At 65.2% G+C, this 26,565-nt stretch carries 27 protein-coding genes; 13 read left to right on the plus strand and 14 right to left on the minus strand.

The features are described from left to right. The first annotated feature begins 67 nt into the window (after positions 1 to 67). Both JQX08_RS07835 and JQX08_RS07840 read left to right on the plus strand, forming a co-directional pair. A complete protein-coding gene (locus tag JQX08_RS07835) occupies positions 68 to 1,009 on the plus strand; it encodes a LysR family transcriptional regulator (protein ID WP_204915733.1) in 942 nt (313 codons plus the stop codon). A gap of 82 nt (positions 1,010 to 1,091) precedes the next feature. Further along, positions 1,092 to 1,799, plus strand: a complete 708-nt coding sequence (locus JQX08_RS07840) for a response regulator (protein ID WP_204915734.1) — start codon at positions 1,092 to 1,094, stop codon at positions 1,797 to 1,799. On the opposite strand, the gene JQX08_RS07845 is transcribed toward JQX08_RS07840, so the two are convergent. After that, positions 1,800 to 3,239, minus strand: a complete 1,440-nt coding sequence (locus JQX08_RS07845) for a sensor histidine kinase (RefSeq protein WP_239482045.1) — start codon at positions 3,237 to 3,239, stop codon at positions 1,800 to 1,802. A gap of 323 nt (positions 3,240 to 3,562) precedes the next feature. Here JQX08_RS07845 and JQX08_RS07850 point away from each other — a divergent pair, with 323 nt between their 5' ends. The 3 genes from JQX08_RS07850 (at position 3,563) to JQX08_RS07860 (ending at position 7,213) form a co-directional block, all read left to right on the plus strand. Continuing rightward, positions 3,563 to 4,450 (plus strand): pseudouridine synthase, encoded by an 888-nt coding sequence (locus JQX08_RS07850; RefSeq protein ID WP_204915735.1) that lies wholly within the window; start codon positions 3,563 to 3,565, stop codon positions 4,448 to 4,450. Between the two features lie 199 nt (positions 4,451 to 4,649). Then, positions 4,650 to 5,960 carry an OprO/OprP family phosphate-selective porin gene (locus JQX08_RS07855; RefSeq protein WP_204915736.1) on the plus strand — a complete coding sequence of 437 codons (1,311 nt, stop codon included), beginning with the start codon at positions 4,650 to 4,652 and terminating at the stop codon, positions 5,958 to 5,960. Between the two features lie 128 nt (positions 5,961 to 6,088). Beyond that, entirely contained in the window at positions 6,089 to 7,213 is a 1,125-nt protein-coding gene (locus JQX08_RS07860; RefSeq protein ID WP_204915737.1) for a GNAT family N-acetyltransferase, read from the plus strand. 6 nt (positions 7,214 to 7,219) lie between these two features. Here the strand turns inward: JQX08_RS07860 and JQX08_RS07865 are convergent, their stop codons facing one another. The 4 genes from JQX08_RS07865 to JQX08_RS07880 form a co-directional block, all read right to left on the minus strand. Next, entirely contained in the window at positions 7,220 to 9,055 is a 1,836-nt protein-coding gene (locus tag JQX08_RS07865) for an ABC transporter ATP-binding protein (protein ID WP_204915738.1), read from the minus strand. Between the two features lie 106 nt (positions 9,056 to 9,161). Continuing rightward, complete coding sequence (locus tag JQX08_RS07870; protein ID WP_204915739.1) at positions 9,162 to 9,716, minus strand: peptidylprolyl isomerase; 555 nt, start codon at positions 9,714 to 9,716, stop codon at positions 9,162 to 9,164. Between the two features lie 13 nt (positions 9,717 to 9,729). After that, on the minus strand, positions 9,730 to 10,530 hold the full coding sequence (locus JQX08_RS07875; RefSeq protein WP_204915740.1) for an alpha/beta fold hydrolase: 801 nt from the start codon (positions 10,528 to 10,530) through the stop codon (positions 9,730 to 9,732). An 18-nt stretch (positions 10,531 to 10,548) separates the two neighbouring features. After that, the gene (locus JQX08_RS07880; protein WP_204915741.1) at positions 10,549 to 11,475 is read right to left on the minus strand and encodes a PA3225 family LysR-type transcriptional regulator; all 927 of its coding nucleotides are present in this window, start codon (positions 11,473 to 11,475) and stop codon (positions 10,549 to 10,551) included. 256 nt (positions 11,476 to 11,731) lie between these two features. On the opposite strand from JQX08_RS07880, the gene JQX08_RS07885 reads away from it, so the two are divergent. The 4 genes from JQX08_RS07885 to rarD all read left to right on the plus strand — a co-directional run bounded on the left by JQX08_RS07885 (position 11,732) and on the right by rarD (position 14,402). Beyond that, positions 11,732 to 12,052 (plus strand): 3-phosphoglycerate kinase, encoded by a 321-nt coding sequence (locus JQX08_RS07885; RefSeq protein WP_204915742.1) that lies wholly within the window; start codon positions 11,732 to 11,734, stop codon positions 12,050 to 12,052. A gap of 105 nt (positions 12,053 to 12,157) precedes the next feature. Further along, entirely contained in the window at positions 12,158 to 12,481 is a 324-nt protein-coding gene (locus JQX08_RS07890; protein ID WP_204915743.1) for a 3-phosphoglycerate kinase, read from the plus strand. Between the two features lie 165 nt (positions 12,482 to 12,646). After that, a complete protein-coding gene (locus JQX08_RS07895) occupies positions 12,647 to 13,246 on the plus strand; it encodes an FMN-dependent NADH-azoreductase (RefSeq protein ID WP_204915744.1) in 600 nt (199 codons plus the stop codon). A 250-nt stretch (positions 13,247 to 13,496) separates the two neighbouring features. Beyond that, a complete protein-coding gene (gene rarD / locus JQX08_RS07900) occupies positions 13,497 to 14,402 on the plus strand; it encodes an EamA family transporter RarD (protein WP_204915745.1) in 906 nt (301 codons plus the stop codon). A 64-nt stretch (positions 14,403 to 14,466) separates the two neighbouring features. Here the strand turns inward: rarD and JQX08_RS07905 are convergent, their stop codons facing one another. Then, a complete protein-coding gene (locus JQX08_RS07905) occupies positions 14,467 to 15,006 on the minus strand; it encodes a dihydrofolate reductase family protein (protein ID WP_204915746.1) in 540 nt (179 codons plus the stop codon). 244 nt (positions 15,007 to 15,250) lie between these two features. On the opposite strand from JQX08_RS07905, the gene JQX08_RS07910 reads away from it, so the two are divergent. Together JQX08_RS07910 and JQX08_RS07915 are read left to right on the plus strand one after the other, a co-directional pair. Further along, positions 15,251 to 16,573, plus strand: coding sequence for a DEAD/DEAH box helicase (locus tag JQX08_RS07910; RefSeq protein ID WP_204915747.1), 1,323 nt, complete (start codon positions 15,251 to 15,253; stop codon positions 16,571 to 16,573). A 104-nt stretch (positions 16,574 to 16,677) separates the two neighbouring features. Next, the gene (locus JQX08_RS07915) at positions 16,678 to 17,073 is read left to right on the plus strand and encodes a transcriptional regulator (RefSeq protein WP_204915748.1); all 396 of its coding nucleotides are present in this window, start codon (positions 16,678 to 16,680) and stop codon (positions 17,071 to 17,073) included. Positions 17,074 to 17,135: 62 nt separating this feature from the next. Here JQX08_RS07915 and egtD read toward each other — a convergent pair whose 3' ends face one another. Both egtD and egtB read right to left on the minus strand, forming a co-directional pair. Then, positions 17,136 to 18,101 carry an L-histidine N(alpha)-methyltransferase gene (gene egtD / locus JQX08_RS07920; protein ID WP_204915749.1) on the minus strand — a complete coding sequence of 322 codons (966 nt, stop codon included), beginning with the start codon at positions 18,099 to 18,101 and terminating at the stop codon, positions 17,136 to 17,138. Between the two features lie 2 nt (positions 18,102 to 18,103). After that, positions 18,104 to 19,393, minus strand: coding sequence for an ergothioneine biosynthesis protein EgtB (gene egtB, locus JQX08_RS07925; protein WP_204915750.1), 1,290 nt, complete (start codon positions 19,391 to 19,393; stop codon positions 18,104 to 18,106). A gap of 217 nt (positions 19,394 to 19,610) precedes the next feature. Between egtB and JQX08_RS07930 the strand changes: the two genes are divergently transcribed. Beyond that, positions 19,611 to 20,747, plus strand: coding sequence for a PQQ-dependent sugar dehydrogenase (locus JQX08_RS07930; RefSeq protein WP_430472507.1), 1,137 nt, complete (start codon positions 19,611 to 19,613; stop codon positions 20,745 to 20,747). A 24-nt stretch (positions 20,748 to 20,771) separates the two neighbouring features. Here the strand turns inward: JQX08_RS07930 and JQX08_RS07935 are convergent, their stop codons facing one another. After that, positions 20,772 to 23,030: a sulfatase-like hydrolase/transferase gene (locus tag JQX08_RS07935; protein WP_204915751.1), complete on the minus strand. Its 2,259-nt coding sequence runs from the start codon at positions 23,028 to 23,030 to the stop codon at positions 20,772 to 20,774. A gap of 226 nt (positions 23,031 to 23,256) precedes the next feature. On the opposite strand from JQX08_RS07935, the gene JQX08_RS07940 reads away from it, so the two are divergent. After that, positions 23,257 to 24,156: a YihY/virulence factor BrkB family protein gene (locus JQX08_RS07940; RefSeq protein ID WP_205348200.1), complete on the plus strand. Its 900-nt coding sequence runs from the start codon at positions 23,257 to 23,259 to the stop codon at positions 24,154 to 24,156. A gap of 51 nt (positions 24,157 to 24,207) precedes the next feature. Here the strand turns inward: JQX08_RS07940 and JQX08_RS07945 are convergent, their stop codons facing one another. The 5 genes from JQX08_RS07945 to JQX08_RS22365 form a co-directional block, all read right to left on the minus strand. Next, on the minus strand, positions 24,208 to 24,387 hold the full coding sequence (locus JQX08_RS07945; protein WP_204915752.1) for a hypothetical protein: 180 nt from the start codon (positions 24,385 to 24,387) through the stop codon (positions 24,208 to 24,210). A gap of 94 nt (positions 24,388 to 24,481) precedes the next feature. Then, a complete protein-coding gene (locus tag JQX08_RS07950; RefSeq protein ID WP_204915753.1) occupies positions 24,482 to 24,691 on the minus strand; it encodes a cold-shock protein in 210 nt (69 codons plus the stop codon). A gap of 205 nt (positions 24,692 to 24,896) precedes the next feature. After that, complete coding sequence (locus JQX08_RS07955) at positions 24,897 to 25,448, minus strand: magnesium transporter (protein WP_204915754.1); 552 nt, start codon at positions 25,446 to 25,448, stop codon at positions 24,897 to 24,899. 118 nt (positions 25,449 to 25,566) lie between these two features. After that, on the minus strand, positions 25,567 to 26,091 hold the full coding sequence (locus JQX08_RS07960; protein WP_204915755.1) for a hypothetical protein: 525 nt from the start codon (positions 26,089 to 26,091) through the stop codon (positions 25,567 to 25,569). A gap of 146 nt (positions 26,092 to 26,237) precedes the next feature. Then, positions 26,238 to 26,366 (minus strand): hypothetical protein, encoded by a 129-nt coding sequence (locus tag JQX08_RS22365; RefSeq protein WP_283246515.1) that lies wholly within the window; start codon positions 26,364 to 26,366, stop codon positions 26,238 to 26,240. Positions 26,367 to 26,565: the final 199 nt, after the last annotated feature.

Below are 26,565 nucleotides of genomic sequence, written 5' to 3' on the forward strand. Positions count from 1 at the left end.
AATTTGTAAAAATACCCGGGGATTGCTGTGCCAGAATCGCCGCTTATGTTCCCTGGAGAGGCCAATCATGGACACTCTGCAAGCCATGCGCGCTTTTGTCAGCGTAGCGGAAACCGGCAGTTTCACGGCCGCGGCCAAGCAGTTGGACACCACGGTGGCGCAGGTGTCGCGCGGTATCGCCGCGCTCGAAGCGCGGCTGCGCGCGCGTCTGCTGAACCGCACCACGCGACGTCTGGCGCTGACCGAAGTCGGCGAGCGCTACCTGCAGCGCTGCGAGCAGATCATTGCCTATATCGATGACGCCGAAGCCGAGGCCGGCGATGCCCACGCGCGGCCGGCGGGGCGCTTGCGCGTGCATTCGATGACCGGCATCGGTCAGCACTACGTGATCCGCGCCATCGCCGAGTACCGCAAGCAATACCCCGAGGTGTCGGTCGAGCTGACCATGGCCAACCGCATGCCCGACCTGCTCGACGAGGGTTTCGATGTCGCGGTGGTGGTGGCCAACGAGCTGCCCGATTCCGGCCTGGTGTCGCGGCAGATCGGCCAGACCTACAGCGTGCTGTGCGCCTCGCCGTCCTACCTGGCCGAACGCGGCACGCCCAAGCACCTGCAGGACCTCAACCAGCACGACTGCCTGCGCCTGCTCAGTCCGGTGATGGCGCTGGACAAGTGGCTGTTCGACGGCCCTTACGGTCAGGAGATGCTCAGCCTCGGCAACTCGCCGTTTCAGGTCAACGTCGGCGACGGCATGACCGAGGCGATCCGCTGCGGCATGGGCATCGGCGTGCTGCCGGTGTATTCGGCGGTCGACGGGCTGCGCGACGGCAGCATGCTCCGCGTGCTGCCGCACTACCGCCTGCAGCGCCTTAACGTCTATGCGCTGTACGCCTCGCGGCAGTACCTGGATGCGAAGATCAAGACCTGGGTGGAATTCCTCCACGAGCGTCTGCCGGCGGCGCTGACTGCGGAAGAGGCCATCGTGCGGGGCGGCGCGGAGCTGCGGTAGACGCTGGGCAATTCTCCTGCATACTGCTGGAACTGGCGCGCCAGTCGTAGCGCGTGCCTGCCAGGCAATGAACGAGGACGGTATGGCTTCCAAGATTCGGATCGGCATCGTTGATGATCACCCGCTGCTGCGTCAGGGCGTCGCCTCGACCTTGGCCCGCGTCAGGGGCTTCGAAGTGGTCGAGCAGGGTGGTTGTGCAGAGGACGCGCAGGCCATCGCCGAGCGACAGCAGCCCGACGTGCTGCTGATGGACGTGAACATGCCTGGCGATACCTTCGCCGCGGTGCGCGCGATTGCCGAGGCGCAGCCGCAGGTGCGCATCCTCATGCTGACCGTGTCGGAATCCGAAGACGACGTGTACGCCGCGCTGGAGTCGGGCGCCCACGGCTATGTGCTGAAGGGCGTCAGCGGTCCGGAGCTGGTGCAGGCGGTGCGCAACGTCGCCGAGGGCGAGCAGTTCATCACCCCGCAGATTGCCGATCGCCTGCTCAACAGCCTGAGCCGCGCGGCGGAGGACGGCGCCCGTCAGGTCGAGCTGACCCCGCGCGAGGAAGAAGTGATCCGCGAGGTGGCGCAGGGCCTGACCAATCGCGAGGTGGCGGAGAAATTCGGCCTCAGCGAGAAGACCGTCAAGCACCACATGGGCAGCGTGATGGCCAAGCTGCATGCGCGCAATCGCGTCGAAGCGGTCACCGCGGTGCGCCAGCACTGGGCCAATCAGCGCGCGGCGAGCGTTGGCGGGCTGATCGCCGGCAGCGACGCGGCCGACGGTGACGAGCGCGAGCGCTGATCAGACCTCGAACTGCACGCTGACCCGGGTGCCCTTGCCCGGGCTGCTGTCGACCTTGAACGACCCACCCAATGACTCAATGCGATAACGCATGCCGGCCAGCCCGAGCGGCGAGCGCCCGCGCGTGCCGTTGATCGGCGTGTCCGGGTCGAAGCCCGGGCCGCTGTCGCACACCTCGACGGTCAGCAGGCCGTTGCTGCAGCGCGCACTGACCCGCTGACCCTGCCCATCGGCATGCCGGAAGGCATTGTTCAGCGACTCCTCGACGAAGCGGTACAGGGCGATCTTGTGCAGCGGCGGCATCTGTTCCGGCAGGTCGGCGATATCCAGCAGCACCTGGCTCTGCGTGCGCTGCTGGTGGCGATGCGCGGCGAGGATCAGCTCGTCGGTCAGCGACAGGTCGTTGAGCTCCGGCAGCGCCAGGCCACTGGACAGGTTGCGCACCTGGCGCAGCGCATCCTTGGCGGCGCCGCGAATGGTTTCCAGAGCGTCGTCGCCGTCGAGCTCCGCCGCCGGCTGCGGTTGCGGGCGCCACTCGCTGAGTTCGTCGAGGCGCAGCAGGATCAGGGTCAGCAGCTGCGCCGGGCCATCATGCAGGTCGGCGCCGAGGCGCCGCTGGGTCAGCTCGCCGATGCGCGCGAATTCGTGGTTGGCGGCGGTGATTTTCTGCTGCAGCGAGGCGTTCTGCCGGTGCAGTTGTTCCTGCTCCTGCATCTGCTTGCGCAGCGCCACTTGCTGGCGGTCGATGATCAGGTCGCCGCGGCGCACGATGTAGAACAGCAGGAGCAGCATCGCCAGGGTCGCCGCGCTGATCACGGCCCAGACTTCCTGTTGCAGGGTTTCGATTTCGTGTTTCTGCTCATAGAACTCGCCGACGGCGAGGACGCGGTCGGTGTCGAACTGGCGCAGCGGCGCGTAGGTCTCGTAGAGCGGCTGGTCGAAGTCCTCTTCGAAGTGGTTCTCGTCGTCGCCGAGTGGCGTGAGGCGCGTGACGATTTCGCCGCGCATGGCGCGCGCCACTTCTTCATGCGGGAAGGTTTGGTTGAGCTGGCTCTTGTCGTTGCTGTAGAGAATCCGCGCGTCGGCGCTCCAGATCTTCACCGAGACGATGTGTTTGCTCAGCGAGGTGCTGTTATGCAGGCGATCGATGCCGTGCACGCTGGCCGGCGACAGCTCGTTGTCGGTGGCCAGTTCCTGCACATAGGGTTCGAGGAAGGCTTCCATGTACAGCGCCGCCGCTTCCCCGGCGCTGGCCGCCGCCGCGTGTTCGATGCGCGTGCCGACCAGGTGGCCGACGAAGGCCATGGTCACGCCGAGGATCAGGGTGGCGGCGACGACGAAGTGCACGGAACGGCTGCGCCGCAGCGCCTGCCACAGGGTGCTACGCGAGGGGAGTGCATCGTCGGGCTGAGCGGGGGGGAAACTGAGCTCGCGGGACATCGCGCGATTCCTGGCGGGGACGATGCCATTCAAGATAGTGCAAAGGGCACCCGAAAGGCTTCAACAGAAATCGTCCTGGCGCCGCGGACAGGACAAGGCCCACGCGCCGGAGCACGGGAAAGCGCTTGTGCTCTGCGTCTTTTCCGAGTCGGCGGATGGGCCTCGATGGGGTGCTGGTCCGTCAGCGCCTTCATTAGTGCGGCCGGGTTGGTGAAAATTTCGTGAACGCCTTCCGAGTGGCCGGAGGCTGCCGCGCCGTCGGTTCGCCGGGGGCCGGGCGGCTTTGCCATAATGGCGCCTCGCCCGTTGCTGTTGCCGCCATCATGCCGACTGCCCCCGCCGTTCGCCCGAGTACCTTGCACCTGCCGTCCGGCGACTGGGCCACTGTGCTGGACTGCCTGTGCGCGCACTTCCCGGCGATCTCCCGCGAGGTCTGGCTGCAGCGCATGGCGCGCGGCAAGGTGCTCGGTGCGGACGGCCTGCCGATCGATGCACAGCATCCCTATAAGGTCGGCCTGCGCGTGCAGTACTTCCGCGAAGTGCCCAACGAGACGCCGATCCCCTTCGTCGAAAGCATCCTGCATGTCGACGAGCACCTGATCGTCGCCGACAAGCCGCATTTCCTGCCGGTGATGCCGGCCGGCGAGTACGTCGAACAGACCCTGCAGGCGCGCCTGACCCGGCGACTGGGCAATCCGCACCTGGTGCCGCTGCACCGCATCGACCGGGCGACCGCCGGGCTGGTGCTGTTCTCCGCCAACCCGGACACTCGCGCGCGCTACCAAGCGCTGTTCCGCGAGCGGCGCATCGACAAGACCTACGAGGCGGTCGCCCCGGCGCTGCCGGAGCTGGACTTCCCGCTGCAGCGCGCCACCCGCCTGGCCGCGGCCGAGCCGTTCTTTCGCATGCAGGAAGTGGCGGGCGAGGCCAACAGCCTGACTCGCATCGAGGTGCTTGAGCGCCACGCCGAGTGGTGGCGCTATGCGCTGTACCCGGTGACCGGCAAGAAGCACCAGTTGCGCGTGCACCTCGCCGCACTGGGTGCGCCGATACGCTACGACGGCTTTTACCCGACGCTCACCGACGCGCCGGAGGCCGCCGACGACTACAGCCGGCCGCTGCAATTGCTGGCGCGGGCGCTGGCCTTCGACGATCCGCTGACCGGCGAACCCCGGCAGTTCACCAGCCAGCTGCAACTGCTGCTGCCGTAGCCTGGAATGGGGCCGCAAGGGCTCTATTCCGCGACTTTTCCGTTATTTCATTTCGGAGTAAAAAAGTTCCGCTGTAACAAAACATTTATATATCAGCAACCGCGCTGAAATAACCCGCCGCCAAGATTCCCCTCCAACACCAACGGCCCAGATGCCCGCGTGTTTTCTAACGCTAAAGACCAATAGGGGAATTCCTTCGATGATCCGTAAGCACTTCGCCGGTTTTGCCGCCAGCGCCCTGGCCCTGGCCATTTCCGCCCAGGCTTTCGCTGGTACCGTTACCACCGACGGCACCGACATCGTCATCAAGACCAAGGGTGGCCTGGAAGTGGCTACCACTGACAAGGCCTTCGGTTTCAAAGTGGGCGGTCGCCTGCAGGCCGACTACAGCCGTTTCGACGGCTTCTACACCGGCAACGGCAACAGCGCCGACGCCGCGTACTTCCGCCGCGCCTTCCTGGAAATCGGTGGCATCGCGTTCACCGACTGGGCCTACCAGATCAACTACGACTTCTCGCATAACTCGGGCAGTTCCGACGACGGCTACTTCGACGAAGCGTCGATTTCTTACACCGGCTTCAACCCGGTGGTGCTGAAGTTCGGCCGCTTCGACCCGGAGTTCGGTCTGGAGAAGGCCACCAGCTCCAAGTGGGTGACCGCTCTCGAGCGTAACGCCTTCTACGACATCATCGACTGGACCAACGGCCACCAGAACGGCATGGGTGCCCAGGCGTCCTACACCTACAGCAACTGGGCCTACGTTTCGGCCGGCGCCTTCTCCAAGGACATCAACGACGCCGACGGCGACAGCGTCAAGCAGTTCAACGCACGTGCCGTGGTCGCGCCGATGGCCGAGCCGGGCAACGTTCTGCACTTCGGCGCCAACTTCGCCCAGCGCAGCTTGGACGACGTGACCGCTGCCGACGTGCGCTATCGCTCCCGTCTGGGCATGCGTGGCGTGGAAACCACCGGCGGTAACGATGCCGCGCCGAACGGCAACCGGGCAATCTTTGCCGGCACTAACTCTGCCACCCAGTTCTGGGACGACGACAGTGCCTGGGGCCTGGAAGCCGCCTGGGCGACCGGTCCGTTCTCCCTGCAGGGTGAGTGGATGAAGCGTGAAACCGATTCCGCTGGTGCGCAGGCTGACCTCGAGGCGACCGGTTACTACGTGCAGGCCGCCTACACCCTGACCGGCGAAGCGCGTGACTACAAGCTCGGCAAGTTCGACAAGATCAAGCCGGCCAACAAGCAGATCGGCGCGTGGGAAGTCTACTACCGCTACGACAACATCTCGGCCGATAACAGTGTTGCGGTCACCGCGACCAACTACATCCGCGAGGCTGACGACACCGAGGCCAAGGTGCACAACCTGGGCGTCAACTGGTACGCCAACGAAGCGGTCAAGGTCAGTGGTATGTACACCAAGGCTCAGACCGACAAGATCACCAACCGTAACGGTGATGATGATGGCGACGGCTTCGTGATGCGCCTGCAATACGTGTTCTAAGCACCACCCCATCGTAGTGCTCCTAACTTTTGCCCCGCCTCGTGCGGGGCTTTTTCATTGGTGGCTGCGGCTCGGCAGCGTCGCCGCGTAGCTTATGATGGGCGCCATTGCTTCATCGGACGCTGGCCATGCCCATTCAGATTCTCGACTCGCTGACCGCCTTGCCGGCCCAGGCCTGGGATGCCTTGCTGCCGGAGGCCCAGCCGTTCCTGCGCCATGCCTTCCTGGCCAGCCTGGAGGAGAGCGGCAGCGTCGGCGGGCGCAGTGGCTGGCGCCCGGCGCACCGGCTGCTGATCGATGCCCAGGGCGTGCTGCTGGCGGCCTTGCCGGCCTACTGCAAGAGCCATTCCTACGGCGAGTACGTGTTCGACCACGGCTGGGCAGACGCCTGCCGCCGCGCCGGCATCGCCTACTACCCCAAGCTGCTCGGTGCCGTGCCGTTCAGCCCGGTGCGCGGCCCGCGTCTGCTCGGCCTGCCGAAGGCCGCCGGCGCGCTGCTCGACGAACTGGTGGCGGGGCTTGCCGATGAGGGCCTGTCCGGGGTGCACATCAACTTCACCGACCCGCTGGCCGACAGCCTGCTGCACGGGCGCGCCGGCTGGCTGGAGCGCCTCGGCTGCCAGTTCCATTGGCACAACCGCGGCTACCGCGACTTTCAGGATTTCCTCGACAGTCTCGCGTCGCGCAAGCGCAAGCAGCTGCGCAAGGAGCGCGAACAGGTCGCCGGACAGGGCATCGAGTTCGACTGGCGCGCGGGGCATCAGCTCAGCGAGGCCGAGTGGGACTTCGTCTATGCCTGCTACGCCAATACCTACCACGTGCGCGGTCAGTTGCCGTACCTCACGCGCAGCTTTTTCAGCCTGCTCGCCGAACGCATGCCTGAGTCGATCCGCGTGGTCCTCGCGCTGCAAGGCTCACGGCCGGTGGCGATGGCGTTCAGCCTGGTCGATGGTGAGACCTTCTACGGCCGCTACTGGGGCTGTCTGGCCGAGTTCGACCGCCTGCACTTCGAGACCTGCTTCTACCAGGGCATGGACTACGCCATCGCCTACGGCCTGCGTCGCTTCGATGCCGGCGCCCAGGGCGAGCACAAGCTGATTCGCGGCTTCGAGCCGTCGATCACCCGCTCCTGGCACTACCTGAGCCACCCCGGCCTGCGCACGGCGGTGGCCCAGTTCCTCGACGAGGAACGTGACGGCATCCGCGCCTACGCCGAGGAAGCGCAGGAGTTGCTGCCGTATCGGCAGGCCTGATCGGTCCTATTCCACGCCGACGAAGCCGCCGGTCTGGTGTTGCCAGAGTCGCGCGTACAGGCCGCCGCGGGCGAGCAGCTGGGCGTGGCTGCCGCTTTCGACGATGCGTCCCTGATCGAGCACCACTAGGCGATCCATGCGCGCGATGGTGGACAGGCGGTGGGCGATGGCGATCACCGTCTTGCCCTGCATCAGCGTTTCCAGACTTTCCTGGATGGCCGCCTCGACCTCGGAGTCGAGTGCCGAGGTGGCTTCGTCGAGAATCAGGATCGGCGCGTCCTTGAGCAGCACGCGGGCGATGGCGATGCGCTGGCGCTGGCCGCCGGAGAGCTTCACGCCGCGCTCGCCGACGTGCGCGTCGAAGCCCCTGCGGCCCTGGGCGTCGGCCAGTTGCGGGATGAAACCGTCGGCGCGCGCCTTGCGCGCCGCGTCCCACAGTTCGGCGTCGCTGGCGTCGGGCTTGCCGTAGCGCAGGTTGTCGCGGATCGAGCGGTGCAGCAGCGAGGTGTCCTGCGTGACCATGCCGATTTGCGCACGCAGGCTCTCCTGGCCGACCTCGGCGATGTCCTGGCCGTCGATAAGGATGCGCCCCTGTTCGAGGTCGTAAAGGCGCAACAGCAGGTTGACCAGGGTCGACTTGCCGGCGCCGGACGGGCCGATCAGGCCGATCTTCTCGCCGGCACGGATGTGCAGGTCGAGGCCTTCGATCACCCCTTTGCCCTTGCCGTAGTGGAAGTGCACGTCTTCGAAACGCACCTCGCCGCGTGTCACCTGCAACGGCTGGGCGCCCTCGCGGTCGAGCACGCTGTGCGGCTGGGCGATGCTGCGCATGCCGTCCTGCACCGTGCCGATGTTCTCGAAGATGCCGTTGACCACCCACATGATCCACTCGGCCATGCCGTTGATGCGGATCACCAGGCTGGTGGCCAGGGCGATCGCGCCGACGCTGATCAGACCCTCGCTCCACAGCCACAGGGCGAGGCCGGTGGTGCTGGTGATCAGCAGGCCGTTCATCACGGTGATGGTGAAGTCCATCGAGGTCACCACCCGGCCGATGCGCTGGCTCTGCTCGGTCAGATCCTGCAGCGCTTCGCGGGCATAGCCCTGTTCCAGGCGGGTGTGGGCGAACAGCTTGAGGGTGGTGATGTTGGTGTAGCCGTCGACGATCCGCCCCATCAGCTTGGAGCGCGCCTCGGAGGCGACCACCGAGCGCTGCTTGACCCGCGGCACGAAGTAGCCGAGCGCGGCGATGTAGCCGATCACCCAGAGCAGCAGCGGCACGATCAGCCGCCAGTCCGCCTCGGCGAACAGCACCAGGCTGCTGATCACGTAGACCACCACGTGCCACAGCGAGTCGATGGCCTGCACCGAGGAGTCACGCAGCGAGTTGCCGGTGTGCATGATGCGTTGGGCGATGCGCCCGGCGAAGTCGTTCTGGAAGAAGCCCATGCTCTGTTTGAGCACATAGCTGTGGTTCTGCCAGCGCACCAGGGTTGGCAGGCCGGGGTTGATGGTCTGGTGCACCAGTAGGTCGTGCACGCCGTTGAACAGCGGGCGCAGCAGCAGCGCCACCACCGCCATCCAGATCAGTTCGCCGCTGTGGGCGCGGAAGAACGCGCTGCCGCTACCGCTGTCCTTGGCCAGGTCGATCAGCCGGCCGAGGAAGCTGAACAGCGCCACCTCGATCAGTGCGACTACCAGGCCGACGGCCAGCAGCGCCAGCAGGCTCGGCCAGACCTGTCGCAGGAAGTGCAGATAGAAGCGTCCGACGTGGGTGGGCGGCATTTCGCCGCTGTCGGTGCGGAAGATGTCGATCAGTTGTTCGAAGTAGCGGAAGAGCATGGCATTACGTCCTGCAAAGCGACCGGCAGCGGGCTGCCGGTGAGCGGCGGTTCCTGTGCCGCGGAAGGTCGCGGAGGGGCCGAGTGCATCCCGGCCCCTCCAGCCCTCACAGCCGCTTGGCCGAGAGGATCAGCACCGGCTGGGCCGGCACGTCGCGCATGCCGGCGCGGATGGTGGTCGGGGTCTGGGCGATCTTGTCGACCACGTCCATGCCGCGTACCACCTTGCCGAACACCGCGTAGCCGAAGTCACGGGCACCGTGGTCGAGGAATGCGTTGTCCTTCTGGTTGATGAAGAACTGACTGGTGGCCGAGTCGACCACCTGGGTGCGCGCCATGGCCAGCGTGCCGCGCACGTTGTGCAGGCCATTGTCGGCCTCGTTCTTGATCGGCGCCTGGGTTTTCTTTTCGTCCATGTCGGCGGTGTAGCCGCCGGCCTGGACCATGAAGCCCGGGATCACGCGGTGGAAGATGGTGTTGTCGTAGTGGCCGGCGTCGACGTAGGCGAGGAAGTTCTTCACAGTGCCCGGCGCCTTGTCGGCGTCCAGTTCGACTTCGATTTCGCCCTGGCTGGTGGTCAGCAGGACGTGCGGGTTGCCGGCGGCGAACAGCTGGCAGGCGAACAGCAGGGAGGCAGCGGCGAGGGCGATTTTCTTCAGCATCGTTAGGCTCTTTTTAGGTCTTCTCGGGACGCTCTACTTCGGCGAGGAAGTCGAGCAGGGTGGTGTTGAAACGTTCCGGCTGGTCGAGCGGGGTGGCGTGGCGGGAGTCGGCGATCACGACCAGACGGGCGTTCGGCAGCTCCTTGACGTAGGCCTCCTTGATCGCGATCGGGGTGTAATCGTGATCGGCCGTGATCACCAGCGTAGGACAGGTGATGCGGTCCAGGTGTTCCCGCACGCCCCAGCCGATGATGGCGTCGAGGCTGGCGTTGTAGGCGCGCTTGTCGTTGCGCGGCCAGCGTTGTTCGATCTTGCGGCGCAGTTCGGCCTGCTCCGGCTTGGGAAACAGGATACCCCCGAGGCCCTTGCCGATCCGCTCCAGGCTGAGCAGCCGCGACAGCGTCCAGCGCTGGGCGATCATCAGGTAGTCGGCGGGCTTCCTGGCTTTCACTTCGGGGCCGCTGTTGACGATGGTCAGGCTCTTCAGCAGCTGCGGGAAGTCGACCCCCACCTGGAAGCCGATCATCCCGCCCATGGAAATGCCGACCAGGTGCACCGGGCCCAGGCGGAGGTGTTCGATCAGCGCCGCCACGTCTTCGGCGAAGCCGGCGATGCTGTAACGTTCACGCGGCTTGGCCGAGCGCCCGTGGCCGCGCACGTCGAGGGCGATGACCCGGTAGTGCGCGCTCAGCGCGGGGATCTGGTACTCCCAGTCGAGCGTGCTCGAGCCCAGGCCGTGGACCAGCAGCAGTGGCGCGCCGTGGCCGTATTCCTCGTAGTGCAGCTGGCAACCTTGGTAATCGAAGTAAGACATGGGAGCCCCCGTGGCGCATCAGGTGGTCGGCAGAGGTGCGGCAAATGGTGCATCCAACGGTGCGCTGTCGAAGGTCTTGATTAGGTCGACGAGAATCTGCGTCGCCGGCCCCAGCGTCTTGTCCTTGTTCGAGAACAGGTAGAAATGTGGGTGACGGTTACCGCCCTTGTCCATCGGCAGCGGCTTGAGCAGGCCCTCGCGCAGCTCGCGTTCGATCAGGTGGCGCGGCAGCCAGGCGAAGCCCAGGCCATTGCCGACGAAGGTCGCCGCGGTGGCCAGGCTGCCCACCGTCCAGCGCTGCTCGGCGCCGAGCCAGCCGACGTCGCGCGGCTGGGTGCGGCCGGAGTCGCGGATCACCACCTGCAGGTGGCTTTCCAGGTCCTGGAAGGTCAGTTCGCGCTGCAGCAGGTGCAGCGGGTGCTGCGGATGGGCAACTGCGACGAACTCTACCGTGCTGAGCTCCTCGCCCAGGTAGCCGCCGATGTTCAGGCTGCTGATCGCCAGGTCGGCGACGCCTTCGAGGAGCACTTCCTCGACGCCGGACAGCACCTCCTCGCGCAGCCGCACCCGGCAGCCGCGACTCTGCGGCATGAAGGCGCTCAGTGCGCGGACCAGGCGGGCAATCGGGTAGGCGGCATCGACCACCAGGCGCACCTCGGCTTCCCAGCCCTGCTCCATGTGGTGCGCCAGGTCTTCCAGTTGGCTGGCCTGCTTGACCAGGTGCCGCGAGCGGCGCAGCAGCACCGCGCCAGCCTCGGTGAGCACGGCCTTGCGCCCGTCAATACGCAGCAGCGGCACACCGAGCTGCTCCTGCATGCGCGCCACGGTGTAGCTGACCGATGATTGCGAACGGTGCAGGGTCTCGGCGGCCTGGGCGAAGCCGCCGTGGTCGACCACCGCCTGCAGGGTGCGCCATTGGTCCAGGGTCACGCGGGGGGCTTTCATGGGCCAGCTCCTCTCATTGGCTCGATGCGGCGAACGCCCTGCGGGGGACGGCGGCCATCTGTGGTTCAGAGAGTAGGGTGGCTATATCTAAGAAACAAATCTATTTGTGGGCTTTTGCCGGGTTTATCGCAGTCGCGTCGATAGTTCGTGGTGGGCAATGGCGCCGGCAGGCACGGGCGACGCGGCTTACACTGCTAGGACGGCGGCAGCGGCAGTGATCTTGGTCACAGCCTGGTTGCCGCACTGGAGAGCGATCATGAAACGATTCCTGTGTGGCCTGGCGTTGTTGCCGTGCGCAGCGGCGATGGCGGCGTTCTTTCCCATCGACGTCACGCCGCAGTTGAATGGCGTGGATGTCAGCTACGAAACCACTTCGTTGACCTTCAATTCCGGGGTCATGGCCTTGACCAACCGCGGCAGCAACGCGGCGGCGTGCAAGGCGGTGTTCAACATCGGTCCGGATACCCCGCGGGTGCGCAAAGTCACCCTGGCGCCGGGAAAGAGCGCCACGCTGACCGGCAACTTCAAGAGCCAGATCATCCGCATGCGCATCGAGCTGACCTGCAATCCGGCTTGAGCGGAGGGCATTTGAGCCGGCCGTTGTGGCAGTTACAGGGCAGGCCGCAGGCTTTTGCTCGACCGGCAGTTCGCCTAAGCTGGCCTCCCTCGTTGGAGACCTGCCATGAACAAGTTGTGCTGTGTGTTGTTTGCTGCGCTGCCGTTGACCGCCTTGGCCGCGACCTATCCCGTCGAAGTCGAGAAGCAGATGAATGGCGCCGAAGTGTCCGCATCCGGGCAGGCAATCGACTACAACCTCGGCGGGCTCAACCTGTACAACTACGGCGGTACCAGCGCCGCTTGCACGGTGGTGTTCCGCAATGGCCCTGAGGCGCCGCGCACTCGTCGGGCCACGCTGAAGCCGGGCGAGAACGCCGCGCTGACCAGCAAATTCAACAACAGCATCCTGCGTCTGCGCATCAAGGTGACCTGCGAACCGCAGGAGTGATCGGCAGAAAGGCTCGCAGCGCTGGCCGCTCCGGGCCTTTTTAATTCCCAGACAAATCTAATAAATCGATATTTTGCAGCGATTATTTACGCTTTTTTATCGATCAGAAGATCAATAGGCTAACCCCATCGAATCGCACCTCACCCCTCGATGGAGCCAGCCAACATGTCCAACCTTCTCGTGATTGAAAGCAGCGCCCGCCAGCAGGGCTCGATCTCCCGCCAGCTCACCGACGAATTCCTGGTGCAGTGGCAGGCCGCGCACCCGAGTGATCAAATCACCGTACGCGATCTGGCCAAGAACCCGGTGCCTCACCTCGACGAAACCCTTCTCGGTGGCTGGATGAAGCCGGCCGATCAGCACAGCGCCGACGAGCAGGCCGCCCTGGCACGCTCCAACCTGCTGACCGACGAGCTGCTCGCCGCCGACGTGCTGGTGCTGGCCGCGCCGATGTACAACTTCTCGATCCCCAGCACGCTCAAGGCCTGGCTCGACCATGTGCTGCGCGCCGGCGTCACCTTCAAGTACACCGAGACCGGCCCGCAGGGTCTGCTCACCGGCAAACGCGCCTATGTGCTGACCACCCGCGGCGGCATCTACGCCGGCAGCAACCTTGATCATCAGGAACCCTACCTGCGCCGCGCGCTGGCCTTCATCGGCATCCACGATGTCGAGTTCATCCATGCCGAAGGCCTGAACATGGGCGGCGAGTTCTTCGACAAAGGTTTGGCGCAGGCCAAGGCGCGCCTTGCCGAAGTCGCCTGACCGAGCGTCGCGGCCCCGCCTGGCAACAGGCGGTTAGTCGCGCGCTGCAAGCTGACTCTCCTCGCGCCTGTGGCTCCTGGGCGCATCGTCCGGACAACCATCCCCCTGGTTGCCCGGACTTTTTTATGGGGCAACCCGTCCGCCGCGGACCGGCGCGTGGTGAAAGCGCCTAGGCTCGGGTAAGGTCAGCGCCCGCTGTGAGGTTACCGATGTCTCGTTGTTCCGCATTTTTCCGTCGACTGGTGCGCCCGTGAGGCTGTCCGGTCGCGGCGTGGCGTTCTCCGTCGTCGCCTCGGTGCTGTTCGCCCTGATGCCCGGCTACGTGCGCCATCTCGCGCCGCTGGATGGCGTGCAGATTCTCGCCCAGCGCGTGCTCTGGTCGATTCCCGCGGTGTTGCTGCTGGTGGCGCTGCTGCGTCAGGGGCCGGTGCTGCGTGAGGCGCTGCAGCGCCTGCGTCGTGAGCCGCTGGTGCTGGCCGCCGTGCCGTTGGCGGCAGTACTGATCGCCATCCAGTGGGGGCTGTTTCTCTGGGCGCCGCTGGTGGGGCGCATGCTCGAGGTGTCGCTCGGCTACTTCCTGCTGCCGCTGGTGATGGTGCTGGCCGGTCGCCTGTTCTATGGCGAACGCTTGCGCCCGCTGCAGCTGGTCGCCGTGCTGCTGGCGCTGCTCGGCGTGCTGCACGAATTGTGGCTGACCCGCGCGTTCTCCTGGCTGACCCTGGCTACTGCGCTGGGCTATCCGCCTTACATCATGCTGCGCCGCTGGATGCGCCTGGATGCGCTGTCCGGCTTCATCGTCGAGATGCTGGTGCTGGCGCCCCTCGCGGTGTGGGCGATCTGGGCGCATTCGCCGGAGGGTGCCTTCAGTCAGGCGCCGCAGCTGTGGTGGCTGCTGCCCGGCCTGGGTTTGCTTGGCACCCTGGCGTTCGTGGCGATGATGGTTGCCAGCCGGCTGCTGCCGCTCGGTTTGTTCGGCATCCTCAGTTATGTCGAACCGGTCCTGCTGTTCGGCGTGGCCGTGCTGCTACTCGGCGAGCAGTTCGATGTGCGCCAGCTGTGGACCTATCTGCCGATCTGGCTGGCGATTCTGCTGACCGGTTGGGACAGCGCGCGGCTGCTGCGCAAGCAGGCGCGCCAGGGCATGATCGAGCGCTAGAAACGACACGGACGGACGCTGGTTCAGCGTCCGCCCGTCGATTGCGTGCCGGGGAGGGTGGCGGTCAGGCCGCTTCGCCCTGCACCTGGTAGTGCAGTTGCACCACGCCGGTGGAGAAGTTGCGCTGGGTCTGCAGGGTCAGGCCGCGCTCCAGGCCGGTGGCGAACATCTTGATGCCCGCGCCGAGCATGTGCGGGATCACGCTGACCACCAGCTCATCGAGCAAGCCGGCGGTGTAGCAGGTACCCGCCAAAGAACCGCCGCCCACCAGCCAGACCCGCTTGCTGCCCATGTCGCCGAGGCGGTTCAGCGCCTCAGTGGGCGTCCAGTGGCAGACATGCACGTCGGAAGTCGCCGCGGGCAGCGCCGAACGGGTCAGCACCACGCAGGTCTTGCCCGGATAGGGCCATTTGTCGGCGTACTTGAGGATGGTCTCGTAGGTCACTCGGCCCATCAGCAGGGCGTCGATACCGGAGTAGAAATCGTGGTAGCCATAATCCTCGCCTCCTTCTTCTATCGAGTGGATCCAGTCAACCCGGCCATCCGGCCGAGCGATGTAGCCATCCAGACTGGCCGCAACGTAGTAGATCAAGGCTGGTTTCATGCTGATTTCTCCGGAGCGGGAGCCGAATCGCGATCGGCGATCGCAATGCTTCGACCACAACAACAGCGAAAAGTTTCCCGCGTCAGATCAACTGCTTGCTTACGCTTTAGGGGCGAAAAGCAAATGGACGTCAGAATTCTGTTATTTCAGACCCGAAGTCCCTTCAAAGCAAGATTAGCGGTCTTTTATGCCGACAACCGGTAACCTATGCACCAATTCGTTCCGATTCGTTTCGAGGTACCCCGTGTTTAACCAAATCGCCCTTCATGAACGCTTGCTGAAGGCTGTGGCCGAGCTGAAATTCGTCGAGCCCACCCCCGTGCAAGCGGCTGCCATTCCCCCGGCGCTGGAAGGACGCGACCTGCGGGTTATCGCCCAGACCGGCAGCGGCAAGACCGCCGCCTTCGTGCTCCCGATCCTGCATCGCCTGCTCGGCGAGGACCGCCCCAAGGTGCGCACCCGCGCCCTGATCCTGCTGCCGACCCGCGAACTGGCGCAGCAGACCCTCAAGCAGGTCGAGGCGTTCGCCCAGTTCACCTTCCTCAAGGGCGGTTTGGTCACCGGTGGCGAGGACTTCAAGGTGCAGGCGGCGATGATGCGCAAGGAGCCGGATGTGCTGATCGGCACCCCGGGGCGCCTGATCGAGCACCTGGAAGCCGGCACCCTGCACTTGGAAGCCGTCGAGGTGCTGGTGCTCGACGAGGCCGACCGCATGCTCGACATGGGCTTCGCCGAGGCCGTGCAGCGCCTCGCCGAGCTGTGCAGCAAGCGCCAGCAGACCCTGCTGTTCAGTGCCACCAGCGGTGGCGCCGGCCTGCGCGCGATGGTCGCCTCGGTGCTCAAGGATCCGCTGCACCTGCAGCTGAACAGCGTCAGCCAGCTCAATGAAGGCACCCGTCAGCAGATCATCACCGCCGATCACGACTGGCATAAGGAGCAGCTGGTGCACTGGCTGCTCGAGCACGAGGAATACAACAAGGCGATCATCTTCACCAACACCCGGGTTGGCGCTGACCGCCTGTACGGCCGTCTGGTCGCCAAAGGGGTGAAGGCCTTCGTGCTGCATGGCGACAAGGACCAGAAGGATCGCAAGCTGGCCATGGAGCGCCTCAAGCAGGGCGGCAACAAGGTGCTGGTGGCCACCGACGTGGCGGCGCGCGGGCTGGATGTCGAAGGGCTCGACCTGGTGATCAACTTCGACATGCCGCGCAGCGGCGACGACTACGTGCACCGCATCGGTCGTACCGGTCGTGCCGGTGGCGAAGGTCTGGCGATCTCGCTGATCTGCCACACCGACTGGAACCTGATGTCGAGCATCGAGCGCTACCTCAAGCAGACCTTCGAGCGGCGCACGATCAAGGAACACAAGGGCACCTACCAGGGGCCGAAGAAGGTCAAGGCGTCTGGCAAGGCGGCCGGCACCAAGAAGAAAAAGCTCGACAAGAAAGGCGCTGCCAAGGCGCCTGCCAAGCGCAAGTCCGGCCCGCGGCCGAACGCCGACAAGCCCGCCCTGGTGAGTGGCGACGGCATGGCGCCGCTCAAGCGTCGCAAGCCCGACGCCGAGTAAGGTCGCCGCGCCCCGGCAGATTGTTCGAACCATCCGCCGCAGCGGCGGGTCGGTAGTCAGGTAGGCCCCGCTCACGGGGCCGCTCTGGCTGCAGGAGGTTCGACATGGTTTACGACTGGGACCTGATGACGCGCGTACTGCACGAAGTGCAGAACTCGGCGGACAAGCACTTCGCCCCCCGCGCCTATGCCGAGGAGGAAGCCGCCGCGCGTGACCTCGCCGGTGCGCCGGTGGACAACCTCGACCACCTGAAGACCGAAGCGACCAACTACGAGTCTTTGCTCTATAACGGCGGCTTCATCGAATCGCGTCCGGAAAGCGAAGGCGGCACCGGCGACAACTTCGTGCTCACCGAACGCGGCTCCCAATTGCTGGCGCTGATCGACCCCAGCTACCCCGGCAGCGAACACCCACGCGAGCTGCTCGACGCGCAGGGCGAGGCGGCCCTGGTTCCGGAAGTCTTCGACGAGCTGGCGCAGCAGGCGGTGCGCAGCGATTAGGTCGAAACGCGCAGCATCACGCTGCGCGCAGGCATCCACCCTGGGCCGTTCCTGGCCCAGGGCTACTCACGTTCCAGGTAGTGCACGCTGAACAGGCGCTGCGGGTCGGTCCAGCAGGCCACCGAGCGGAAGCCAGCGGTACCGGCCAGGTCGCAGAAGCTGGCGGTGGTGTACTTGTAGGAATTCTCCGTGTGCAGGCTTTCCCCGGCGGCGAAGCTGAACCGCTGGCTTTCGATGCGCACCTGCTGCGCCTGCGGGCTGATCAGGTGCATCTCGATGCGCGACTCCCGCTCGTTGAAGAACGCATGGTGGACGAAGCGTTTCGGATCGATGTCGCTGTCCAGCTCGCGGCGGATGCGCTCGAGCAGGTTGAGGTTGAACGCTGCAGTTACCCCCGCTTCATCGTTGTAGGCCGCCTCCAGCACCTGGCGGTCCTTGACCAGGTCGACACCGATCAGCAAGCCGCCATGTTTGGGCAGCAGTTCGTGCAAATTGCTGAGAAAGGCCGCGGCTTCGGTGGGGGTGAAGTTGCCGATGCTCGAACCCGGGAAGAACGCCAGCGGGTGCGCGCCGTCGAAGCCTTCGGGCAAATGCAGCGGCTGCGAGAAGTCGGCGCAGGCGGCGTGCACGTCCAGCCAGGGGTAGTCGTCGGCCAGTCGAGCGGTGCTGTCGCGCAGGAAGTCCTGGGAGATGTCGATGCCCAGGTAGCTGGCCGGGTGCATCGCTTCAAGCAGCAGGCGCACCTTGCGGCTGGCACCGCTGCCCAGCTCGACCAGGTTGGCCTGGTGCCCGGCGATCTCTGCGATGGTGTGTGCGGCGCTGGCGAGGATGGCTTCTTCGGTGCGCGTCGGGTAGTACTCCGGTTGCTGGCAGATCTGCTCGAACAGCTCCGACCCGCGGCGATCGTAGAAGAACTTCGGCGAGGCCCACTTGGGGTCCGTGGCAAAGCCGTCCAGGGTGGTCTGGCGCAGGCTGGCGCATGGCAGGGTGGGATGCTGTTCGTCGTGGAAGTGCACGGTGTGCGGCATGTTCACGCCTCCCTGGCCAGGCGCAGGCCGGTGAACGGCCAGCGCATGTGCGGGTAGAAGAAATTGCGGTAGGTGCTGCGAATGTGTTCGGCGGGGGTCGCGCAGCAACCGCCGCGCAGGACCATCTGGCCGCTCATGAACTTGCCGTTGTACTCGCCGAGGCTGCCGGGTAGCGCGCGAAAGCCGGGGTAGGGGCGGTAGGCGCTGGCGGTCCATTCCCAGACATCGCCGAACAGCTGCAGCGGGCCTTCGCGCTCGGCAGTGACGTCGGCGGCGATCGGCTGCAGGAAGCCGCTGTCGTAGAAATTGCCGGAGAGCGGCGCGTCCTGCGCGGCGACTTCCCACTCGGCTTCACTGGGCAGCCGAGCGCCGGCCCAGCTGGCGTAGGCGTCGGCCTCGAAGAAACTCAGGTGACAGACCGGCGCGTGCAGGTCCAGCGGCCGAGGCCCGCCGAGGGTCAGCTCGTGCCAGCCGTCTTCGTCATGCCGCCAGTACAGCGGCGCCGTCCAGTCGCATTGGCCGACGGTGGTCCAACCATCGGCCAGCCACAGCTCGGAGCGGGCATAACCGCCGTCCAGAATGAACGCCAGGTACTCGCCGTTGATCACCGGACGGCTGGCCAGGCGGAACGCGTCGAGGAACACCCGGTGGCGCGGTCGCTCGCAATCGAAGGCAAACCCAGCGCCGCTGTGGCCGATTTCGTAGAGACCGCTCGGGTAGGCGTGCCAGGTCGCTTCGGCGGCCGGCCGGCACGGCTGTGCGGGCAGGTCGCTGCGGTAAGCGGGGCGCAGCGGGTTCTGCGCGAGGATGTGCTTGATGTCCATCAGCAGCAGTTCCTGATGCTGCTGCTCATGGTGCATACCGAGCTCGATGCGTCGTGCAATCTCCTCGGCGTGCGCGGCCGGTGGCGCGGCGAGCAGCTCGCCGAGGCAGCGGTCGACATGCGCGCGGTAGGCCAGCACCTCGGCGACCGTCGGGCGCGACAGCAAGCCGCGCTCGGCGCGCGGGAAGGGCGTGCCGTGAGTCTGGTAGTAGGAGTTGAACAGGTGATCGTAGAGCGGCTCTGGCGTGCGGTAGTTGGGCAGGTAGGGTCGCAGCAGGAAGGCCTCGAAGAACCAGCTGACGTGCGCCAGGTGCCACTTAGGCGGGCTGACGTCGGGCATGCTCTGGATCACGTGATCTTCCGCCGTCAGTGGCGCGCAGATCGCCTCGCTGGTGGCGCGCACCCGCTGCAGTCGCGCGCTGAGCGTGGCGTCGGACTCTGGAAAAAGCTGCCTGGCCTGGCGATTCATGGGTATCTCCTGTGCCAGCCCGTTGTGCGCGGCACTCTTGCAACCGACCCGCAGTTATAAGCAAAGGTTCAGGGGGAATGAGTACCGTCACAGTATTGAAGCCGCTGCGCTTGCTGGCCTGGCAACCGGACCGATGACACGTCGGGTAACGCTTGCGGCCGGTCGAGCAGGCGGCGCTTGGGCCACACTCTGGGCCACGCGAAAGAGGAGTGGCAGCATGCTGAAATGGCTTGGGTGGGGGATGGCGCTGCTGTTCGGCGGCGCATTGCAGGCGGCACCGGGGACGCACCCCAGTGAACTCGGCGAGGTGACCAGCGAAGTCGTTGCCCGTGATCTCGAGCATCCCTGGGCGCTGGCGTTCCTGCCCGACGGACGCATGCTGGTCAGCGAGCGGCCGGGGCGCTTGCGCGTGGTGGGCGCCGACGGGCGGCTGTCGAAGCCCCTGGGCGGCGTGCCGCAGGTGTTCGCCAAGGGGCAGGGCGGTCTGCTTGACGTGGTGCTGTCACCGGACTTTGCTCGCGATCGTTTGGTCTACCTGTCCTTTGCCGAAGGCGGCGGCGCGGATGGCCTTGCTGGCACCGCGGTGGGACGCGGCAGACTGGCTGACGACCTTGGTCGGCTGGAGGATTTCCAGGTGATCTTCCGCCAGCAGCCGAAGCTGTCCAGTGGCATCCATTTCGGCTCGCGGCTGGTGTTCGATCGAAGCGGGCACCTGTTCATCGCCCTAGGCGAGAACAATCAGCGCCCCACCGCGCAGGACCTCGACAAGCTGCAGGGCAAGGTGGTGCGCCTGTTTCCGGACGGTAGCGTGCCGCCGGACAATCCCTTCATCGGCCGCCAAGGCGTGCGCCCGGAAATCTGGTCGTACGGCCACCGCAACCAGCAGGGCGCGGCGCTCAATCCATGGAGTGGCCAATTGTGGACCCACGAGCACGGCCCGCGTGGCGGCGATGAGCTGAACATCCCGCAGGCCGGCAAGAACTACGGCTGGCCGCTGACGACCCATGGCATCAACTATTCGCTGCTGCCGATCCCTGAAGCCAAGGGCAAGAGCCTGGCCGGCACCGAGGCCGCGCAGTACGTCTGGGAGAAGTCGCCGGCGATCAGCGGCATGGCCTTCTACGACGGGCAGCGCTTCCCGGCGTGGCAGCACAGCCTGTTCATCGGCGCACTGGCGCAGCAGGCGCTTATTCGCCTGCAGCTCGACGGCGATCGGGTGGTGCATGAGGAACGCTTGTTGGAAGACCTCGATCAGCGCATTCGCGATGTGCGCCTGGGGCCGGACGGCTACCTGTACCTGCTCACCGATGCGGCGGACGGCGAGCTGTTGCGCGTCGGTCTGCGCGCGCGCTGAGCTGCCGCGCCGCGGGGGCGGCGCTTACAGTTCGGCGCCAGGGAACACCGGTTGCGGATCGAGCGTCTGCGGTACGACCAGGCGTGCCGCCGCGCTTTCCTCGGACTGCTCAAGGTCGAGCAGGTCGGCGGCCAGCAGCGGCTCGGTGACCACGCTGAAGTCACGGATCTCGATGGTGCCGCGTCCCGCGCCGAGCAGGTGGAAGGAGAACGCCTTGCGGGTTTCCAGGTTGTCGAAGCCGAAGCTGACTTCCAGGGTTTTGCCGGGCTTGAGCGGCGGCAGCGCCGGGACCAGCTCGGCGACGTCGCGGTCGAACTCCTTGGTCTTCAGCGCCAGGCTGGCGCCTTGCTTGTCCAGGCGCAGGGCGCGGATCTTCAGAGTTACCCGGGTGTGGGTGCCTTTCGGCAGTTCCAGGTACTGCGCGCCGATCAGGTTGTCTGCCCAGTCGTTGCCGAACGCCGCTGGCAGGCGAATGCGCTCGTTGTTGGCGAACTGGTAGTGCTGGCCGGCCTGGCCACCCGTCAACGACTGGTCGAGCAGCGCCGCGCGTTGGCTGACCAGGCGCGCCTGCTTGCCGCCGAAGCGACCCAGGTAGCGTGCCTTGTCGGCGATGAAGCCGTCGCTGGCGTAGCGCCGGCAGACCTGCTGGAAGTCGCACTCGACCAGGTTGCCTTTGCCGTCGTGCTCGCGCAGCAGGCCGTTGGTGTAGGAGATGATCTCGCGGCCGCTGGCGTAGTTGCGGAACAGTGAGCGTCCGCTCAGCCCGGACGGCACGCTGAAGCCGAAGTAGTCGAGCACCGAGGCGCTCAGGTCGACATGCCCGTAGACCCCCTGCTTGAGCGTCGGCAGTTGCGCCTGTTCGGGGGCGAAGACCAGGTTGAAGCCCCACGCGGACGCCAGCCGCACATCGTCGATGCCGTGCGATTCATCCGAGGTGACGATGACCAGGGTGTCTTTCAGCACACCCTGTTTCTCCAGGCCGGCGAGGAAGTCGGCCACGGCGTCGTCGAGGTAGCCGATGGCCGCCTGCTTGGCGTTCGGGTAGCGGGACAGGTAGTCGTCCGGCGCAGAGTAGGGCTGGTGGGTGCCAACGGTGAGCAGGGTCAGCATCCACGGCTTCTTCTGCCGGCGCAGCTGTTTGACATAGCCCAGTGCGCCCTCGAAGTAGGCCTTGTCGTCCATGCCCCAGGGGAATTCAAGGTACGGCTTGTTCTTGAACCAGTCGCGACCGAGGGTCTTGTCGAAGCCGATGTGCGGCATGATCTGGTCTTTGGCCATGAAGCGCAGCCCGGCACCCTGCAGGAAGTGCGTGCTGAAACCCTGCTCGTGGAGCTGCGCGGGCAGGCATTGCTGGTTGCGCAGCGAGTTGTTGAGCATCTCCACGCCCTTCGGCGTGCCGCTGTCGAGCTTGTCGTAGTCGCCACAGAGCATGGCGTACAGGCCGCGGATGGTCTGGTGGGTGTGCAGCACATAGTCCGGCGTGCTCATGCTGCGCGTTGCCCATTGGCTGAGGCGCGGCATCAGGTTTTCTTGATAGCTGCTGCGGATCGCCTCGCGGTTTCGCGCGATGTAGGCGCCGGGGATGCCTTCCAGGGTGACGATCAGCACGTTGCGCGCCTTGCCGGCCGGCAGCAGGCGATCACCGTTGAGGTCGAGCTGGGTGAGGCCGGCGATGTCCGGCGGCACTTCCGGTTCGTCCGCGCTGAGGCGATCTTCCACGGCGAATTGCGCAGCGCTGAGGCCTTCCGCCAGCACCTTGTGCGCCAGGTTGAATTGTTTCCACTGATCGGATTCGCTCGGCTGCCAGTACTGGCTAGCGGCGTGCCCGGCGAGCAGCAGCGCGGGCAGTGCGTACCAGTACTTCGAAAGGTGCAGCGACGAACGGCGCCAGCCGAAGGCGAGGCACAGCAGTAGGGAGGCGACCAAGCCCAGCAGCAGGGCGGGGTGACTGATGCCGCCGCCTTCCGTGGAGTGACTGAGGAATTGCGCATCGGTCAGATACTGCAGGTCACTCAGCTCCGGCATGCGGCTGACCGCGCTGACCAGTTCCACATTACCCAGCAGCAGCACGCCCCACAGCAGCATCACCGGCACGCCGAGCCACAGCGAGCGGTTGTGCAGCAGCAGGACCAGCAAGCCGCCGATCGCCAGGTCGGAGGTATAGCCGTAGCCATTCGACCAGCCCAGCCAGAAACGGCTGAGCAGCGGTAGCAGCAAGAACAGCGCTACCAGAGCGAGCAGGGAGCCCCAACGCTGGAGAAAAGGCGAGCTGGAATGACGCACAGGAACTCCTGAGATAAGGCAGAGAGAATCCGCAAAGAACCGGACCAACGGGCCGGGCTGACTATCAGTCTGACATCATTCTGAAATACCGCTTTGATATGGACCAGCGGCATATGCGGAGGTGCCGGCGAAAACTGTGTCAGAAGATGTGTGGTCGCATTGGCTGAACCTGTCCGCCATCCCTGGCTCCAAACTGGACGGTCAGCGCAACGGAGCAGGAGCGAGCATGGGGTTGTCGGCAGTACGCGATTTGGCGCCGCTGGAGATATTCAAAGCCACCTTCCACGAATTTCTCGATGACGAGATGCCGACCTATGCCTCGGCGCTGGCCTACCAGATGCTGTTCTCGCTGTTCCCGTTCGTGCTGTTTCTGATTGCCCTGCTGGGCTTCCTGCACTTGCCGGAGTTCTTTGCCTGGTTGCGCGAGCAGGTGCAGTACGTCCTGCCGAGCCAGGCGGCGGACATGATCAACCCGATCGTCGACCAGCTGCAGCAGCGCGAGGGTGGATTGCTTTCGGTGGGGATTCTGATTGCGCTGTGGTCGGCATCGGCCGGCATGCGCTCGACGATGAGTGCGATGAACGCTGCGTACGACGTACCGGAGGGCCGCCCGCTGTGGAAGCGGCTGCCGCTGTCGATCATCTATACCTTTGGCTTCGCCGGCATGCTGTTGGCGGTGGCGGCGTTGATGGTGCTCGGTCCGCAGGTAACCGGCTGGCTGGCGGCCTACGTAGGCCTGGAAGAGGTGGTCGTCACGCTGTGGACTTGGTTGCGCTGGCCGCTGATCGTGCTGCTGATGATGGTCGCGGTGGCGCTGTTGTACTTCGTCGCCCCGGATGTGAAGCAGAAGTTTCGTTTCATTACGCCCGGCTCGATCTTCTCGGTGATCGCCTGGATCGCCGCGACGCTGGCGTTCGGTTACTACGTGAAGAACTTTGCCGACTACAACGCCATGTACGGCAGCATCGGCGCGATCATCGTGCTGTTGCTGTACTTCTACATTTCGGCGGCGGTGTTGCTGTTTGGGGCGGAGCTGAATGCGGTGATCGAACACCGATTGGCGCAGGGCAAGAATCCGGGAGACAAGACGTTTCCGGGGGAGAGTGCTGAGGAGCGGGGGGCTTGAGCATTCGCGCACCGCACGCCGGAAGACTCCGGCGCTGGGCGGCGAGAGGTGTTACTTCTTACCGAGGGTGATGTGGCGGGTGGGGGTGTAAACCTGGCCACTGACGCCGCGGGCGATTTCCTGAATCTCACCGCCGGATTTGAGGAAGGCGGCGACCTGGGCCTCAATGGATTCACGGGTTTCCACCGCCGGTGGCGGCTTGGGCTTGCTGTGGGATTCCTTGATACGCATGGAAGTCGTCCTCTCCAAATTGGGCACCGAAATCGGCAACCCTAGAATGAAAAAAACCGGCCCGAGGGCCGGTTTTCTCGATGCGCCAGCGTGATTAGATCACCTGGACCTCATCAGCTTGCATGCCTTTCTGGCCTTTAACAGCGATGAAGGAGACCTTTTGGCCTTCTTTCAGCGATTTGAAGCCAGTGCTCTGGATCGAGCGGAAGTGCACGAACAGGTCAGGACCGTTTTCCGGGGTGATGAAGCCGAAGCCTTTTTCATCGTTGAACCACTTGACGGTGCCAGTTTGACGATCGGACATGATGATGCTCCTTGAACAAAGTAAACGCGGCTGGAACAGCCCAGACCACGACTGAGTGCAAAGAGTAAGGAAACCGTTGGATCGAGACACATGCAACACAGTGCGGACACATTACACCCAGACGGCTAATTTACCTAGGTATTTCTGCCCGGCGGTGTACGGTCGGCCTGGCACGTTGCACGCAACGGCCAGGTCGTGATCCGTGTCACATCATACGCCGGAACTGGTTCCACTTGCGTTCAATTGCCACCGCCCAGTCCGGCGCTGCACTGCCAGTACCCGCCAGCTCCAGATGGTGCAGGCTGGTGACTTGGTCGAGCAGCGCTTCCTGGGTGGGCTTCACGTCGACGAACAGCACGTGCTTGCCCTCGCGCAGACTGCCTTCGAACTGGCGGAACGCATTGTGCGGCCGCTGCAGACCGACCAGGCTGCCTTCCCAGGTGGCGAAACCGACCAGCACCACGGCGAGGAAGATGAACGGCAGCCAGCCGGCGGCAGTTTGCGTCAAACCGGTGAGGTAGGCGCCGATCAGCACGATCGCCGCCAGCAGCACACCCACCGCGACACCCAATTGCCCGCTGTTCACCACGTCACGCTTGAGAAACGACGGTACGTCATGCACATGGTGCTGCTGCACTTCGGCGTCGCGCTCGCTCAGCACGTGTATCTGCTCGGTGCTGATGCCCCGGGCTTCCAACTCGTTCTCCACACTCTCGAGTTCATCCAGGTTGTCACTGATGTAGTAGTGCCGGTTCATGGCCTGCCTCCCATCGGTTATCACCGGAGTCCCCCCACTCCCATTGAACCCCCGGCCAAACAGCGCCGGAGCCTTGGTCAAATTTTGACCTCAACAGCAGTGTAGTGCGCCTTTGCGTTCAGGGTGTGCCGACGGCCTGCGCCGCGGTCGGCGCGGCCAGCAGGCCGTCGACAACCCGCAACGCCTGTTCGAAGGAGGGATAGCCGCTCTTCGCCACATCCAGTTCGGCGTAGGCGGCGCGGTAGCTTTGCGCGCGGATCGGGTCGGCTTCGCTGATCAGGTAGGGCTCGGCGTAGACCTTGTAGAGCAGTGCGGTGGCGTGCGGGTGGCCCCGGCCGGCGGCGGTCTCCAGCAGTTGCAGGACTTCATCGACCTGAGGTCCTTCGCGGATCAGCAGCACTGCCTGATAGAACGGCACCTCGCCGCTGGTGTCATCGGCGGCAGCGCGATTGAGCAGGGCGCGGGCCAGCTCGTAGTTCTCCAGGTCGCCACTGGCGATCAGCAGCTTGGCCTGCAGCATGTCGTTCTGATGGAGCAGTCGTTCATCGCGGCAGGGCGTGCCGCTGAGCGGTTCATCATCGCAGCTGTGCGACGCACAGCCGGCGAGCAATAGCGACAGGGTGAGCAGCATCCATTTTCCCATCGAGCCTTCCTTTCAAGATTCTCGGCGATTGGTGCGGGGTTCGACCCGCTGCGGGGTCGCGGGTTCTGCTCCTCACAGCCTAGCCATGTGCATGGCGCGGCGCGGGGTGGAAATGAAAGCCCCGGCTGAAGCCGGGGCGGGATGTTTCACGGTGTCGGCGTGTGACTGCCTAACAGGCTGTCGCCGGTGCGTTTGGCGCGCTTGGCCGCGCGTTTGTCGTGAGCGGATTTCAGCGGCTTTTTCTTGCCGTCTTTGCGCGCATTGAGACCTTTCATGATTCACCTCCGGAACGTGGTTGTGGTGACGAGCGACAGCGTTTCGACCATTTCCACCTCCCTGGCTGCAGCAGCCGGATTGGATGAATGTTTCAAGAATAGCTGGTCGCCGAGCGGGCGACTGTTCGCGAGACCGATGGCGGAGCATGAAGGGACGGGAGAGGAGCGCTCGCGCCGGACCGGAGTCGCGGCGCGAGGC

It is taken from the genome of Zestomonas insulae (genome assembly GCF_016901015.1).
Taxonomy (GTDB): domain Bacteria; phylum Pseudomonadota; class Gammaproteobacteria; order Pseudomonadales; family Pseudomonadaceae; genus Aquipseudomonas; species Aquipseudomonas insulae.

Excerpts from the sequence above, each read along its gene's own strand:
- JQX08_RS07835 (WP_204915733.1), top strand. The coding sequence starts at position 68 with ATGGACACTCTGCAAGCCATGCGCGCTTTTGTCAGCGTAGCGGAAACC.
- JQX08_RS07840 (WP_204915734.1), top strand. The coding sequence starts at position 1,092 with ATGGCTTCCAAGATTCGGATCGGCATCGTTGATGATCACCCGCTGCTG.
- JQX08_RS07845 (WP_239482045.1), bottom strand. The coding sequence starts at position 3,239 with ATGTCCCGCGAGCTCAGTTTCCCCCCCGCTCAGCCCGACGATGCACTC.
- JQX08_RS07850 (WP_204915735.1), top strand. The coding sequence starts at position 3,563 with ATGCCGACTGCCCCCGCCGTTCGCCCGAGTACCTTGCACCTGCCGTCC.
- JQX08_RS07855 (WP_204915736.1), top strand. The coding sequence starts at position 4,650 with ATGATCCGTAAGCACTTCGCCGGTTTTGCCGCCAGCGCCCTGGCCCTG.
- JQX08_RS07860 (WP_204915737.1), top strand. The coding sequence starts at position 6,089 with ATGCCCATTCAGATTCTCGACTCGCTGACCGCCTTGCCGGCCCAGGCC.
- JQX08_RS07865 (WP_204915738.1), bottom strand. The coding sequence starts at position 9,055 with ATGCTCTTCCGCTACTTCGAACAACTGATCGACATCTTCCGCACCGAC.
- JQX08_RS07870 (WP_204915739.1), bottom strand. The coding sequence starts at position 9,716 with ATGCTGAAGAAAATCGCCCTCGCCGCTGCCTCCCTGCTGTTCGCCTGC.
- JQX08_RS07875 (WP_204915740.1), bottom strand. The coding sequence starts at position 10,530 with ATGTCTTACTTCGATTACCAAGGTTGCCAGCTGCACTACGAGGAATAC.
- JQX08_RS07880 (WP_204915741.1), bottom strand. The coding sequence starts at position 11,475 with ATGAAAGCCCCCCGCGTGACCCTGGACCAATGGCGCACCCTGCAGGCG.
- JQX08_RS07885 (WP_204915742.1), top strand. The coding sequence starts at position 11,732 with ATGAAACGATTCCTGTGTGGCCTGGCGTTGTTGCCGTGCGCAGCGGCG.
- JQX08_RS07890 (WP_204915743.1), top strand. The coding sequence starts at position 12,158 with ATGAACAAGTTGTGCTGTGTGTTGTTTGCTGCGCTGCCGTTGACCGCC.
- JQX08_RS07895 (WP_204915744.1), top strand. The coding sequence starts at position 12,647 with ATGTCCAACCTTCTCGTGATTGAAAGCAGCGCCCGCCAGCAGGGCTCG.
- JQX08_RS07905 (WP_204915746.1), bottom strand. The coding sequence starts at position 15,006 with ATGAAACCAGCCTTGATCTACTACGTTGCGGCCAGTCTGGATGGCTAC.
- JQX08_RS07915 (WP_204915748.1), top strand. The coding sequence starts at position 16,678 with ATGGTTTACGACTGGGACCTGATGACGCGCGTACTGCACGAAGTGCAG.
- egtD (WP_204915749.1), bottom strand. The coding sequence starts at position 18,101 with ATGCCGCACACCGTGCACTTCCACGACGAACAGCATCCCACCCTGCCA.
- egtB (WP_204915750.1), bottom strand. The coding sequence starts at position 19,393 with ATGAATCGCCAGGCCAGGCAGCTTTTTCCAGAGTCCGACGCCACGCTC.
- JQX08_RS07930 (WP_430472507.1), top strand. The coding sequence starts at position 19,611 with ATGCTGAAATGGCTTGGGTGGGGGATGGCGCTGCTGTTCGGCGGCGCA.
- JQX08_RS07940 (WP_205348200.1), top strand. The coding sequence starts at position 23,257 with ATGGGGTTGTCGGCAGTACGCGATTTGGCGCCGCTGGAGATATTCAAA.
- JQX08_RS07945 (WP_204915752.1), bottom strand. The coding sequence starts at position 24,387 with ATGCGTATCAAGGAATCCCACAGCAAGCCCAAGCCGCCACCGGCGGTG.
- JQX08_RS07950 (WP_204915753.1), bottom strand. The coding sequence starts at position 24,691 with ATGTCCGATCGTCAAACTGGCACCGTCAAGTGGTTCAACGATGAAAAA.
- JQX08_RS07955 (WP_204915754.1), bottom strand. The coding sequence starts at position 25,448 with ATGAACCGGCACTACTACATCAGTGACAACCTGGATGAACTCGAGAGT.
- JQX08_RS07960 (WP_204915755.1), bottom strand. The coding sequence starts at position 26,091 with ATGGGAAAATGGATGCTGCTCACCCTGTCGCTATTGCTCGCCGGCTGT.
- JQX08_RS22365 (WP_283246515.1), bottom strand. The coding sequence starts at position 26,366 with ATGAAAGGTCTCAATGCGCGCAAAGACGGCAAGAAAAAGCCGCTGAAA.